The sequence below is a fragment of the candidate division WOR-3 bacterium genome (assembly GCA_016926475.1).
Taxonomy (GTDB): domain Bacteria; phylum SDB-A; class SDB-A; order SDB-A; family SDB-A; genus JAFGIG01.
Genome location: JAFGON010000004.1, coordinates 18,870 through 32,167 on the forward strand (window position 1 = coordinate 18,870; position 13,298 = coordinate 32,167).

General features: G+C 42.3%; 12 protein-coding genes. 10 read left to right on the forward strand and 2 right to left on the reverse strand.

Annotation, left to right across the window (positions count from 1 at the left end; genetic code table 11):
* Positions 1-80: 80 nt before the first annotated feature.
* From JXA84_00280 to wecB, 5 genes are read left to right on the forward strand one after another with little or no spacing between them, the layout of a single operon-like run.
* Positions 81-680, forward strand: coding sequence for a nucleotide exchange factor GrpE (locus JXA84_00280; GenBank protein MBN1149640.1), 600 nt, complete (start codon positions 81-83; stop codon positions 678-680).
* A 19-nt stretch (positions 681-699) separates the two neighbouring features.
* Positions 700-2,616, forward strand: coding sequence for a molecular chaperone DnaK (dnaK, locus tag JXA84_00285; GenBank protein ID MBN1149641.1), 1,917 nt, complete (start codon positions 700-702; stop codon positions 2,614-2,616).
* Between the two features lie 13 nt (positions 2,617-2,629).
* The gene (gene dnaJ, locus JXA84_00290; GenBank protein ID MBN1149642.1) at positions 2,630-3,811 is read left to right on the forward strand and encodes a molecular chaperone DnaJ; all 1,182 of its coding nucleotides are present in this window, start codon (positions 2,630-2,632) and stop codon (positions 3,809-3,811) included.
* Positions 3,812-3,864: 53 nt separating this feature from the next.
* Complete coding sequence (locus tag JXA84_00295) at positions 3,865-4,536, forward strand: 16S rRNA (uracil(1498)-N(3))-methyltransferase (GenBank protein ID MBN1149643.1); 672 nt, start codon at positions 3,865-3,867, stop codon at positions 4,534-4,536.
* A complete protein-coding gene (gene wecB, locus JXA84_00300; protein MBN1149644.1) occupies positions 4,537-5,601 on the forward strand; it encodes a UDP-N-acetylglucosamine 2-epimerase (non-hydrolyzing) in 1,065 nt (354 codons plus the stop codon).
* Here wecB and JXA84_00305 read toward each other — a convergent pair.
* Positions 5,591-6,874 carry an ankyrin repeat domain-containing protein gene (locus tag JXA84_00305; GenBank protein MBN1149645.1) on the reverse strand — a complete coding sequence of 428 codons (1,284 nt, stop codon included), beginning with the start codon at positions 6,872-6,874 and terminating at the stop codon, positions 5,591-5,593. The genes wecB and JXA84_00305 overlap by 11 nt on opposite strands.
* Positions 6,875-7,169: 295 nt before the next feature.
* Between JXA84_00305 and JXA84_00310 the strand changes: the two genes are divergently transcribed.
* From JXA84_00310 to JXA84_00330, 5 genes are all read left to right on the forward strand, one after another.
* On the forward strand, positions 7,170-9,599 hold the full coding sequence (locus tag JXA84_00310; protein MBN1149646.1) for a DNA translocase FtsK 4TM domain-containing protein: 2,430 nt from the start codon (positions 7,170-7,172) through the stop codon (positions 9,597-9,599).
* Positions 9,596-10,156 (forward strand): outer membrane lipoprotein carrier protein LolA, encoded by a 561-nt coding sequence (locus JXA84_00315; GenBank protein ID MBN1149647.1) that lies wholly within the window; start codon positions 9,596-9,598, stop codon positions 10,154-10,156. The genes JXA84_00310 and JXA84_00315 overlap by 4 nt, the downstream gene beginning before the upstream one ends.
* 95 nt (positions 10,157-10,251) lie before the next feature.
* Positions 10,252-10,755, forward strand: coding sequence for an RNA polymerase sigma factor (locus JXA84_00320; protein MBN1149648.1), 504 nt, complete (start codon positions 10,252-10,254; stop codon positions 10,753-10,755).
* Positions 10,748-11,293, forward strand: coding sequence for a zf-HC2 domain-containing protein (locus tag JXA84_00325; GenBank protein ID MBN1149649.1), 546 nt, complete (start codon positions 10,748-10,750; stop codon positions 11,291-11,293). Before JXA84_00320 ends, JXA84_00325 begins: the two co-directional genes overlap by 8 nt.
* Complete coding sequence (locus JXA84_00330) at positions 11,290-11,718, forward strand: hypothetical protein (protein ID MBN1149650.1); 429 nt, start codon at positions 11,290-11,292, stop codon at positions 11,716-11,718. The genes JXA84_00325 and JXA84_00330 overlap by 4 nt, the downstream gene beginning before the upstream one ends.
* A 1-nt stretch (position 11,719) precedes the next feature.
* Here the strand turns inward: JXA84_00330 and JXA84_00335 are convergent.
* A partial coding sequence (locus tag JXA84_00335; protein ID MBN1149651.1) for a GreA/GreB family elongation factor occupies positions 11,720-13,298 on the reverse strand: 1,579 nt, incomplete at its 5' end.

The window sequence follows — 13,298 nt, forward strand, 5'->3', positions numbered from 1 at the left end:
ACTTTTATGATTTAAGGGAATGTAAAATTTAACAATTTTAGAGAAAATTCATTTTTAGAAGAGAAATGGAGGTTTTATAAGTGCTTGGAAACTTCATAGACGAAGAAGTTGATGAAAATCCAGAAGATTCAGAACATCAAGTCAGTTATGACACCGAAGATCTTTTCAAGAAAATGGAGATTGAAAACCAGGAATTAGAAAAAAAATACAGGGAGTTATACGAAAATTACCTGAGAACTCTCGCCGATTTTGATAATTTCAAAAAAAGGACGAAAAAAGAGTCCATAAACAGCTACAAGTCTGGTCAAGCGGATGTTTTGAAAGACATCCTCGATTTTTCAGACGACCTGCAAAGAGGCAGAGAATTTTTGGCGACATGCAAAAACGAGGGCGAGTTTTTAACAGGTATTGAGCTAATCGAGAACAAGCTCAAGAATTTTCTCGTATCGCACAATACTCTGTGTTTCGGAGAACCTGGAGATGGTTTTGATCCCAAGCTACATGAAGCTATTGCCTCTGAAAGCGTAGAGGACCCCGAACTCGAAGGCAAAATACTGCAAGTAGTGAGAAAAGGTTACGTAAAAGAAGATGAAGTCTTAAGACCCGCTCAGGTTATAGTAGCTCATTTCACTGAAAATTTACCTGGCTCAAATCAAAAAAACGTTGAAAACTGTAATTAATCTATAAAGGAGTTGAAATATGGCAAATGAAAAAATCATCGGTATTGACCTCGGAACGACAAATTCGTGTGTCGCGGTGGTCGAGGGCAACGAACCGCTTGTGATACCAAATCCGGACGGGGAGAGAACCACGCCTTCGGTGGTTGGATTCACGAAACAAGGAGAGAGACTCGTCGGACTTTTGGCAAAAAGACAGCAGATAACAAACGCCAAAAATACCATTTATTCCATTAAAAGATTTATGGGAAGACGGATAGAAGAAGTCGGCAGGGAAAGAGAACTTGTTCCCTACTCGATAATCGACGGAGGACAAGCCGGCGTCAAAGTAACCGCTCTCGAGAAGGAATACACTCCCCAGGAAATTTCATCAATGATACTTCAGTATCTCAAAAAATCCGCAGAGGATTATTTAGGCACAAAAATTTCTAAAGCGGTGATAACAGTTCCCGCTTATTTCAACGACGCGCAAAGGCAGGCGACCAAAGACGCCGGTAAAATTGCCGGACTCGACGTCATGAGAATCATAAATGAGCCCACTGCGGCAGCTCTGGCATACGGTCTCGACAAAAAGAAAAACCAAAAAATCGCCGTTTACGATTTAGGTGGAGGAACTTTCGACATAAGCATTCTCGAAATAGGAGATGGAGTATTTGAAGTGATCTCGACCAACGGGGACACTCACCTCGGGGGTGACGACTTCGACCAGAGAATCGTCGACTTTGTCGCCGATGAATTCATAAAAACAGATGGCATTGACCTCAGGAAAGATCCCCAAGCGCTTCAGAGACTCAGAGAAGCAGCAGAAAAGGCAAAGAGAGAGCTGTCCTCTTCTCTCGAAAGGCCCATACAACTTCCATACATAACCGCCGACAGCACAGGAGCAAAACACCTCGATATAACTCTGACGAGAGCAAAACTTGAATCCTTGGTGGGAGACCTGATCAAAAAAACCCTCCGACCATGCGAACAAGCCCTTTACGACGCGAAAATGTCTCCGGCTGACATCGATGAAGTCATACTCGTAGGCGGAATGACGAGGATGCCAAAAGTCCAGGAGACCGTTTCGAATTTCTTTTCAAAAGAACCCCACAAGGGAATAAACCCAGATGAGGTCGTCGCTATTGGAGCTGCCATTCAGGGAGCCGTGCTCGCCGGAGACGTAAAGGACGTTCTCCTTTTGGACGTCACTCCCCTGTCCCTCGGGATAGAGACTTTGGGCGGCATCATGACCAAGATAATCGAGCGTAACACGACAATTCCGACGAAAAAAAGTCAAATATTCAGCACCGCCACCGACAACCAGACCAGCGTTACCATACATGTTCTTCAAGGTGAAAGGGAAATGGCCTCCGACAACAGAACTCTCGGCAGGTTCGATTTGATAAGCATCCCCCCCGCTCCAAGGGGCATTCCTCAAATTGAAGTCACCTTCGACATTGACGCTGACGGAATTCTTCACGTTTCTGCCAAAGATCTCGCGACCTCCCGTGAGCAGAAAATAAGAATAGAAGCCGGAACAGGCATAGGCGAAGAAGATATTAACAGAATGGTCAGAGAAGCGACAGAACATGAAACCGAAGACAGAGAAAAGAAGAAACTCATCGAAGCTAAAAACCAAGCCGACAATTTAATCTATACTATCGAGAAAAACATACGTGAAAAATCAGGTTCCGTTTCACCTGAAGAAAAAAACCAAATCGAAGCTGATATAGAAGATTTGAAAAAAGCGATGTCCTCGAACGACTACGTCTCCATAAATAACGCGATGAGCAATTTGACCAACCACTTCAACCCTATAGCTCAAAGGCTTTATCAGCAGGAATCGACTTCAGAGGCGGGTCCACATGAATCATCTCCCGAAAACGGTCAACAACAGGAAGACGCTTCCCAAACGGACGCGGATTTTGAAGTCATAAACGACGGCCAGAAAAAATAAAGACGAGATTTAATTGCAAAGTCCTAACACGCAACAGAGACGAGATTACTACGAAGTTTTGGGAATTCCAAAAAACGCCTCCGAAGATGATATAAAAAAAGCTTACCGTTCTCTCGCAAAAAAATACCACCCTGATCTGAACAAAGGCGATGAAAAAAATGCCTCTGAAAAGTTCAAGGAAATAAGCGAAGCATACGAAGTTCTGATGGACAAAAATAAAAGAGCTCAATACGACAGGTTTGGGCACGAAGGGCTCTCGCAGAGTTTCGGCCAAAACGGTTTCTCGATGAGAGATTTCACCCACATGGATGATATTAGTGATATTTTCGGCGGATTCGGAGGTATCGAAGACATTTTAGGTTCATTTTTCGGGTCTTCTCAGGGATTTAAATCCAGAAAAAGACAAAACCCATTCGCCCCTCAAAGGGGCAGAAACATCGAGATATCTTTGAAAATCTCCTTGCAAGAAATGAATTCCGACATTCACAAGACCATAAACCTTTCAAGACATGAAGTTTGCGATTTGTGCAACGGTTTCGGGTACAAAGACAAAAACGACAAACAGACTTGTTCAGCTTGCGGGGGTTCAGGTTATGTCAAAAAATCTGTCAACACAATGTTCGGAAGGATGGTTTCTACGACAACTTGCCCAAAATGTGGAGGATCAGGCTTCGAGGTAAAAAATCCCTGCCAAAAATGCCAGGGAGAAGGAGTCGTGAGCGTATCTTCCAAAATAAATATCGACCTTCCAGCCGGTGTCATTCCCGAAGAGGGACCGTATGCTCTGAGAGGGGAAGGAAACGCAGGCAGATCCGGAGGACCAAGAGGGGACCTTATAATCAACCTAACAGAAATTCCCGATGGAGTGTTTTTGAGATCAGGACGCAACATACTTCTGAGAATGCCAGTGGGTGTTGACATATTGGCTATGGGAGACAAGATAAAAGTTCCAACAATAGAAGGCGACGTCTTGATGAATATACCTCAAGGCACCCAAACCGGTCATGTTTTCAGGTTGAAGAACAAAGGCCTTCCTCATCCGAAAAAATCCCAAAAAGGCGACCAGTTGGTCGAAGTGATCGCTTGGACTCCTCAAAGTCTGACCAAGAAAGCTAAAGAACTCATGAAAGAACTCGGAAAAGAAATCTCCGGCAGCACACCACCCCCTTCGAGGAAACTATTCAACATAGACTGAACCTTCTCAAGTTACATCCGCTTTTTTTTTCTACATCAATCGATGAAGAGAAAATGAAAGTCGTTTTTGACGAAGATGAATACAGGCACTTGAGAAGAATTTTCAGAATAGGTACGTTTGAAAATTTTTTTGTCGCAGACGGGAAGGGTCACCTAGTAAAATGCATTTTGGAAAGCGGAAGAAGGGAAGCTGAAATTCTCGAGGTTATCGACACATTTGATTTTACTGAAAATAAAATCTCTCTGACTGTGTCTTGTTCCATACTCGAAAAGAAGAAATTCGAAGAACTAGTTTATAAATCAACCGAAACCGGAGCGAGGGCGATCCAACCTTTTTTTTGCTCTCGAACCCAGTGGGTGTTATTCAACGAAGACAGACTTACAAAAATAATGATTTCGGCTTTAAAACAATCCGGAAGAATTTTTTTACCGGAAATAAAAAAACCTTTACCCCTCGCTTCTTTGTTATCTTCAGAAAAAGCGGAGAACAGAGAGTTTTGTTACATGGATATGGGAGCGGATAATACAGAGCCAATCGAACTTGGTAAAGTCAAAAATCTTTTTATAGGACCGGAAGGCGGTTGGACGGAAGACGAAAAGCAATCCTTTCGTGTCGCCGGCTTTCAAAGTCTTTCAATTGGCTACTCTACTATGAGAGCTGAAACGGCTGCCGCGGTCGGCACGGCTCTCATCGTCCAATCGCAAATGAAATCATTGGCTCCATAGATGAAAAAGAACATAGCGATCATATCTGGAACCAGGCCGAATATAGTGAAAATTGCCCCTTTGTTGAAACGCCACACCAACAGCTTCAGTGATATTTTCAGCGTTGAACTATTCCACACAGGACAGCACTATGATTTCTCAATGCACGGCGCTTTTTTCGAGGACTTTTCTCTTCCTCCTCCTGAACACGTCTTTGAAGTCAAGGACTTGAAAGTTTCTGCTCAGATAGGGACGATAATGGTGAAACTTGAAAGGGCTTTTGAGAAAAAACGTCCAGACCTCGCTATAGTTGTCGGCGACGTCAATTCGACTTTGGCAGCTGCGATAACATCATCGAAAATGGGTATAACCATCGCCCATCTCGAAGCCGGTGTCCGTTCTTTCGACATGACCATGCCGGAAGAACAGAACAGAGTCGTCGTCGACTCCCTGTCAGATATCCTGCTCTCACCAACAAAGACAGCTGTTGAAAACCTCAAAAACCAGGGTAAAGACATAAGCTCGATAAAGTACGTCGGAAACATTCTCGCCGAAGCTCTTTATTTCGTAAATGGAAAAAAGTCAGCAAGAGAAAATTTCGGCTTGATGACCCTCCACAGGCCTTTTAACGTCGACAATTCAAAAAACCTGGAGTCCTTGATAACTGCTTTAGGAGAAAAATTAAAATTCCCGATAATATTTCCGGCTCATCCCAGAACCTTGAAAAATCTTTCAAAAATCAAACTCCCTCCGGGCATAAAAGTCGAACAACCCATGGCCTATTCCGAATTCATCTCTGCCCTTTCCAGATGCTCTTTCGTAATCACCGATTCCGGAGGCATCCAGACAGAAGCGACTATATTAAAGACTCCTTGCGTCACTTTAAGAAAAAACTCCGAGTGGCCTGAGACAGTAGATTACGGGACAAACGTGTTACTCGAAGATCCGTCACTAATATGCTATGCGGTTGAAACAGCTGTTGAAAAAACAAAAAAAGCGACACATCCCTATCTCTGGGACAAAGACGTATCGCTGAGAATCTGGAATGAAATCTCCGTTTATCTAAACATAGACCTTATTGACTGACGCCGCCTCTGTTTTTGAGCAGTTCCTGTATCTCGACATGGCCGGCCTGGTTCGCGTAAAACAAAGGAGTGTGATTTTCATCATTTTCCGGATTCACTTGCGCTCCCGCTGAAATAAGTGAGTTGGCTATTTCAATGTATCCGTATTGAGAGGCATAGTGAAGAGGTGTCCAGCCTCTGGAGTTCTTAATGTTCAAATCGGCACCTCTTGTTACCAATGTCTGGGCTGTTTCGATGAAACCCTCGGACACCGCCAAATGAATTGGAGCCACGCCTGAATCCCCTCCAGCTATACAGTTTACATCAGAACCCGCTTCAATAAGCTTTATTAGAATATTTGTTTCCCCGTTGTATGCAGACAAATGAAGAGGCGTCCAATAACCTACGGTGACTTCATCTATCGAAGTTTTTCCTTCTGCCGTCAAGTTCGCCCCGGATGAAATTAGAAGATCGACTATATCTGAAAAACCTTCCCTCGAAGCGTAATGAAGAGCCGTCCAGCCATTTTCCTTTTCGGCGTTTACATCAGCGCCTGTCGATAGAAGCTCTTTCACGACCAGAAAATGTCCGTAATTGCATGCCATATGAAGGGGCGTGACGCCGGCAATATCTGAAATGTCCACAGAAGCCCCTGCCGAGAGGAGTTCCTGAACTACTATGAGGTTTCCCCATTCTGAAGCGGCAAAAAGAGGAGTTTCTCCGTATTCGTTTCTCGAATTGATGCTCGCACCTCTATCCAACAATAGCTCGACAACTTCAAAAAAATCTTCTCGTGATGCGATGTGCAGCGGAGTGTCTCCGGAATCTCCCCACACGCGTGAATTGACATCCGCGCCGTTGTCGAGGAGTATTTTTGACACTTCATATCTTCCGTTGTAAGCGGCAAGGTGAAGGGGAATCCAATAGCCGGCGGTGTAGTCGTCCACCGATGTTTTACCCCTTAAAGTAACATCAGCACCGTTTTTTAACAGCATTTGAACTATTTCTGTGTACCCTTCTCTCGTAGCGTAGTGAAGAGGAGTCCAGTTCCATTCGTCTCCGGAATTCACGTCAGCGCCGGCTTTTATCAACTCTTCGGCGATGGATGCTTCTCCCTGATCACAGGCTTTTCTCAGGGCGTAGTTGTACCTTTCCTTACCTTCGGGATAGGAAGAAACGTCTTCAAGGCTGTTTATCCAGTTGGTCGTCTCTTGAGTTATACTCGCGCTGCATGAAAACAAAAACAAAATAACCATGGATAAAGAAATCCATTTTAAAAAAGCACGACGCTTCATTATAGTACCTCCTTTGTTAAGTTTCTCGTTGTACATTATACAATATTACATGAAATATTTTAATCATATTCCGTGGATAAAAGATTTGTGGTTTTTTTTTACCCCGAGTTTTATAATATCTCAATAAAAATGTGTCAACTTCGACAGGTTAGGATAGATTTGCACGAAATGGGTTACTTTTGCAATGAAAGATAGAGGTCCTTTATACCCAAAGTCTGTTTAGATTTGAGAGAGATGAAAAGACAAAAAAACCTCGCAAATCTACATATACCAGAACTTTTATTTAAGAAATCAAATGAACACTCTATTTAGCATATTGAAATCAGCAGGAAAGATACTGCTGTTTTCAGCTTTGGGCTTGGTCTGTTTTTATTTTCTGTTTGTAATCTTTAAATTCTTTTTTTCCAGAGCCGTAACCCTTCCAAAAAAAAAGTGGAAAGACCTTTCGGCGATAATATTTCTTGCTTTTTCCCTGTATATGTTGACCGCTTTCTGCTCTTATTCATTTTTCCCACAAAAACACCTTGCGGGTTATTTGGGGCATTGGACTTCTTCCTGGCTTTTTTATCTTTTTGGATGGCAGACATGGCTTTTGTTGGCGGAACTTTTTCTCGTATCTTGGAAGTTGGCGTTCAACGCTTGGTCCGAAAACAAAGACAATGGTAAAAATCAAATTTCCGGGCTTTTGTCTCTCTTGATGGTGATCGCTCTTTCTTCGATGTCAATTTTGGGAATGTACACGATACCGGGTAAAAAACCTGTTGGAAACTTCACGGAATATCTCGCTTCTGGTCAAGTAGGTCGAGTTATTGCTGAATACGGGTCAGCTTTTTTGGGCCGCGCGGGTTTTTTTCTGGCTGTTTTGATCTTCCTTTTCACGACATCGGTTCTCGCTGTCGGATTGGACGCTCTTAAAATATTCGGTGGTCTAAAAAAAATCTTCTTTTCAATGAGTAAAATCAAGGTTCAAAGAACAAAAAAGAAAAAAAACGATGCCCCGAAAAAAGAGAGGAAAATTCCGGTTAAATCTCTCCAAATTGAAGAAATCAACAAAGACGAAGATTTGATCATTCAGACCCAGTCCCCGGAATATGAGAACTTCATCGACACCAAATCTCAAGAGACAATTCTCTCGCTTCTGGAAGAAAATGACACTTCCGAAGCTGTCCCTCCCGCTCCAGAAAACAAATTGGCGGCTGTTCTCGAAAAAAAACTCTCCGATTTCAACATAAAGGGAAAAGTTACGGATATTGAAACCGGTCCGGTTATCACTACAATAGAATTTTTCCCGGAACCTGGGATAAAACTTTCAAAAATCAGTTCTCTCTCCGATGACATGGCAATGGCTATGCACGCTGAAAAGGTCCGGATAGTCGCTCCGATCCCAGGGAAATCCGTCGTAGGATTTGAAATCCCCAACAAGACAAAATCAACTGTTTATCTCAAATCAATACTCACCGATCAATCCTTCAGGTCTAGCGATCAGCCCCTGACCATCGCACTGGGAGTGACGACTTCAAACCAGCCGCAAATAGCTGACTTGTCTCTTATGCCGCATCTTCTCGTAGCAGGGACCACGGGCAGCGGTAAAAGTGTCTGTATCAATTCAATAATATGCTCACTGATATCGAGGATTTCTCCAAAAAACTTGAGATTTATCATGATAGATCCCAAAAGAATTGAATTGTCAATTTACAACGGTATTCCACATCTTGTCAGACCGGTCATCGTAGAACCGAAACACGCCCCTCAAATACTGAACTCGCTTATCAGCTGGATGGATTTAAGATACAAAGATTTCGGGAAACTCGGCGTAAGAAACATCTCCTCTTACAACAAAAAAGTGCCGCCAGAACTCAGCAAACCATATATTGTCGCTGTCATAGATGAACTGGCTGACCTCATGATGACAACCGGAAAGATTGTCGAAGACAGTCTTATAAGACTCGCGCAGATGTCCCGAGCCGTTGGTATCCATCTGATACTCGCAACACAAAGACCCTCTGTGAATGTCATCACCGGACTTATAAAAGCCAACTTCCCGGCGAGGATCGCTTTTAAAACATCTTCACAGATAGATTCCCGCACTATTCTCGACGGTCCTGGAGCCGAAAAACTTCTCGGAAAAGGCGACATGCTTTTTTCATCTCCAGGAATGGGCGAAGCGATAAGGCTTCATGGGGCGTATATCAGCACCGAGGAAGCGAGAAGAATCGTCAAGTTCTGGGCACAAAATCATCTGGAAAAATTACTAAAGGGAAAGTTTGCCCAAAACTCAAAAATTCCGGAGATGGTCGCAAATGAAGACCAAGTTCTTGACGCAATAACAGATCCGGAAAGTACTCCAGGCGCTGAAGAAATCCTCGAAAGGTTTTTCAACAACGCTTTTGCTGAAACCGGCACCGACAAAGAGGTTTTATCGAGACACCTGTCGTCTCTCACCTATTATCCTCCCATAAAAGAACAGGAAGAAGTCCCTCTGCCGGATTTCAGCCCTGAAGAAAACTGGGGAGACAATGTCGACGGACTCGATCCTCTTTACGAAGAGGCAAAAGAATTCGTTCTGCGGACGAGAGTAGCTTCGGTGTCGGCGATACAGAGGCATTTCAAGGTCGGGTACGCCAGAGCAGGAAGGATAATAGATCAACTTGAGAACAACAAGATAATCGGACCTCATCAAGGTTCCAAATCCCGAGACGTTTACGGAGAAAAGGAGATAAAATGACTTTTTTGCTGATTTTATTCGGATTTTCACCTGCCGCAGATTCTTTTTTCGACTATTTGGAAAAAATCGATTATTTCTCTTCGCAATACGAAGAGACGGTTTTCGATTCTCTCACCCAGTCGGAATATGTCTTTAAGGGAGAAATATTTCTGTCTCGTCCAAAATTCTTCAGAATGAACGTTTTATACCCAGAAATTCAAACTCTGATATGCGACGGTGATTTTCTCCTTGTAGAAATTCCTTCCGACGACAACAGGATATTGATACCACTTGAGGATCCACAGAACAATTTACCTAGACCGGAAAAATTCATATTCGGCGAAAGAGAAGAATTCCGAGAAACAGACATTACCGCAAGTGTCAGCTCCACTACGATAGAACTCGCTCCTTCAAGTGAAAATGATTATTTCAGGAAGGTTGAAATCACCTTTTCAAATGAAGATCAAACGCTTTTGAGGTTGAAGATTTTCACTCTGGACTACGGCACCAGGGACATGAAATTCACACCCGGAACCCAACGCTTTTCTCCAATTGACGATTCTTTTTTTCAGATTTAAAACCTTTTTTAGACAACGGTCAAAACCGTTTATGCTGTATTATGATAAAAAATTAAACCAACAACAGTGGATTTAAGTCTAAAAAGTGAAAATTGATGGAGAATGAAATCGAATTTGAAGATATTTACAACAAGTTGTGGCCTAAAATTTACAGCGTTTGCCACAGATTCGTCGGAGAAAAAGACGCGTCCGACATGGCGCAGGAAACTTTTATGAAGTTTTACAAATCGATGGATAAATTCAAAGGTAAAAGTTCAGTATACACATACATATACAGGATAGCAGTGAACCTCTGCCTTGACAAAATCAAAAAAGATAAAAAGACCATGCCCCTCGATGCATCGTGCGAACTGCTACCGGATGATAGAAACAAAAGCGACGATCCTCTTGTCGACAAAAAGATTTATCAGGCTTATAAAACTCTTTCAAAACAAAGAAAAACTGTTATTGTGCTCAGGATTCTTGAAGGACTCTCCATAAAAGAAACAGCCCAAATAATGGAATTGTCAATCGGAGCAGTCAAAACGCATCTTTTTTTAGCTATTAAGGAAATGAACGAAAAACTGACAATCATTCGATCGGAGTTGGCAAGTGATTAAATCCTGTTCGGATTTCCTCGAAGCTCTGTATGATTATTCTTTCAAAGATATGGACGAATCTGACCTGGCTTCTTTCTTGGATCATGCCGAAAAGTGCCCTGCTTGCAAAAAAGCATACGAGAACACACTGTTCATATCCGAAGTTTTAGACAAAACCACAGCTCCTCAAGTCATCCCCATCCACCGGTTCGCTTACCCAAAAACAAACTCCAGAGTTTTCCTCATGAGCAGAATACTCGTTGCGGCGGCGCTTTTCACTTTTTTTATACTGCTCACTCTGCCCCAAAAAGAATTGATAAATAATACGGATTTGAGAGAAGCCAACTCAGCCCTCTTCGAGGTTTCATTCTTCAGTAGCCCAGAGATTTTGGAAAGGGCGGTCTACGAAAGCAGAACCCTTCAAGCGGAAAGCCTCTATTACTATCAAGAAGACATGTATTTTCTGCTCAATTCGATTGACGAAGACGAATTTGTATCTCTCAACAATAAACTGAAAAAAGACTTGTTTTTCAAAACATCAGTCGGAGGTATTTTATGAGATTTTTATTAATCTTTTTTCTTTTTTTTGCATCCCAGATATACGCCCAAAGAGACGATCACATGAGGAATTTTGAAGCGATAAAACTTTGGGAAATGGCTCAGCATCTTGAATTAAATGAAGAACAGATAGCGTCGGTCATAAAAATCCACAGGGAGAATTTAGAGATAATATCCGGATTGCATGAAAGACGTTCTGATCTGATAGATGACCTAAAGTTCGAAATAGCTCTTTCTCCGGACGATGAAGATCTCACCCCCATAATCGACGAAATAATAGGAATCGACAAATCGCTTCAGGATCTTCGAGAGAAAGAAAGGGAAAGAATGTTCGAGGTTTTGACACCATTACAAAGGGCAAAATTCTACGTTTTCCAGGTCGATTTCGCCAGACAGGTGAGAGATTATCTAAGGCAAAACAGGTGATTCACTTCTTTCTTCTGTCCTGGTAATTTCGTCTGTCTTCGTCGTCTGTTTTCCCTTTTTCTATTACATTTCTGAATTCATCTTCTTCAAGCAGTTTTCTTCTCTGGTCGGTTCTACTATCAGCAAGCCCATCGAAGATTTGAATTTCTTCAATTTTCCACTGGATTCCTTCAACTTCAAGAGTGTCTCCTACTTTTAAACCGAGCATTTTAGCTCCAATGGGAGAAAGGTATGAAATAATGCCTTTTTCAGGATCAGAATCCCACGGACCTAGTATTGAATATTTCCTTTTCTCGTTTTTTGAGGACAAAAAAACCTCACACCCAATTGACACTTTACCCCTTTCCACGAAATTTTCGTCTATTACGCGCGTTTTGGAGAGTTGATCTTCCAGTTCAGCTATTTTCGCCGCAACCTCTCGATGCTTGGATCTCGCGGCGTGGTATTCAAAATTTTCTGAAAGGTCTCCCATCGCAGCCGCTCTCCTGATTTCTTCAACAATGGATGGAAGAGTTTCGTGTAAAAGTTTATCCCTCAAAGATTGACGGTCAATATATGAACGTTTCGTCACATAAACCGAATCGCTGTGTTCTTCCAAAAGATTTTCCGAGACGACTATTTCAGGTCTCAGCCTGATCAGCTTGGTTCTTATTTCACTTTTCTGAACTGCGTTGAAAAGCGACAGATCATTTATCCAGTTCAGCACAAGTTTTGCCTGCTGGAGAGGTGATTCGAGAACCGCGTTTTTCACTATTAGATAATCATCCTTCTTTAAAACTTCTCTCAACTTGGATGTCAGTTTTCTGCTTCTCTCTTCCTTTTCAGCTGAATGCTCCTCAGCAATAAGAAAAATCCATTCGGCTATTGCAGAATCTGTAATATGGTTTTGTTTGAAATTATTTGCCTGTTTTTTGAAAACCTCGATAGCCCATACAAGAGCTTCGGGGGATTCTGTGGGGTGGCCTAAGATATAAACTACGTCATCATATAAATATTCTTGTGACAAAACGTCCCTGAAGCCAAGAGATTTCGCAGTCAACAATCTTCTCCTCAGGTTTGCGTCTATTCTCGACGAAGCGACAAGGGTTTTAACCAGTTTTACCTTCATATCAGTTCTTGTTGAACCCTCAACCAATTCCAGAATTTCATCATCGGTTAAGCTCGAAAAGTCAAATTTTTCCAACGAAATTCTTTTAAACCTCTTTTTGAAATCCAACGAAAGGAAATGGAATTTCAAACGCAATACCGGCGGAGCTTCTTTAAACCTCAATTCTGCTTGTTTGAATGTTTTCAACGCTTTTTCTTCTAAATCTTCGTCAATTGATCTCTTTTTTGCCGACTGCAAAAAATCCAACAGTTTTTCGTACTGTTTTTCAAAATCATCTTTATTTTCCAGGCTTGGTTCAAAAACCCCTACAGGCGACTTAGGTTTTTTTCTGAGAGAAAACTTGCCTCCTTTTCCTCCAGAGGCGTAATCTATGTACATACAGTTTTTTATTTTATCCCTCGCGGTGTTCCACCAGTTATCGTTGACGCCCAAATCACCAGAAACACTGCTTTTGATATCCAGGCCAAAAGCC

Coding starts and splice junctions, on each gene's coding strand:
- dnaK (MBN1149641.1), top strand. CDS start 700: ATGGCAAATGAAAAAATCATCGGTATTGACCTCGGAACGACAAATTCG.
- JXA84_00295 (MBN1149643.1), top strand. CDS start 3,865: ATGAAAGTCGTTTTTGACGAAGATGAATACAGGCACTTGAGAAGAATT.
- wecB (MBN1149644.1), top strand. CDS start 4,537: ATGAAAAAGAACATAGCGATCATATCTGGAACCAGGCCGAATATAGTG.
- JXA84_00305 (MBN1149645.1), bottom strand. CDS start 6,874: ATGAAGCGTCGTGCTTTTTTAAAATGGATTTCTTTATCCATGGTTATT.
- JXA84_00310 (MBN1149646.1), top strand. CDS start 7,170: ATGAACACTCTATTTAGCATATTGAAATCAGCAGGAAAGATACTGCTG.
- JXA84_00315 (MBN1149647.1), top strand. CDS start 9,596: ATGACTTTTTTGCTGATTTTATTCGGATTTTCACCTGCCGCAGATTCT.
- JXA84_00320 (MBN1149648.1), top strand. CDS start 10,252: ATGGAGAATGAAATCGAATTTGAAGATATTTACAACAAGTTGTGGCCT.
- JXA84_00330 (MBN1149650.1), top strand. CDS start 11,290: ATGAGATTTTTATTAATCTTTTTTCTTTTTTTTGCATCCCAGATATAC.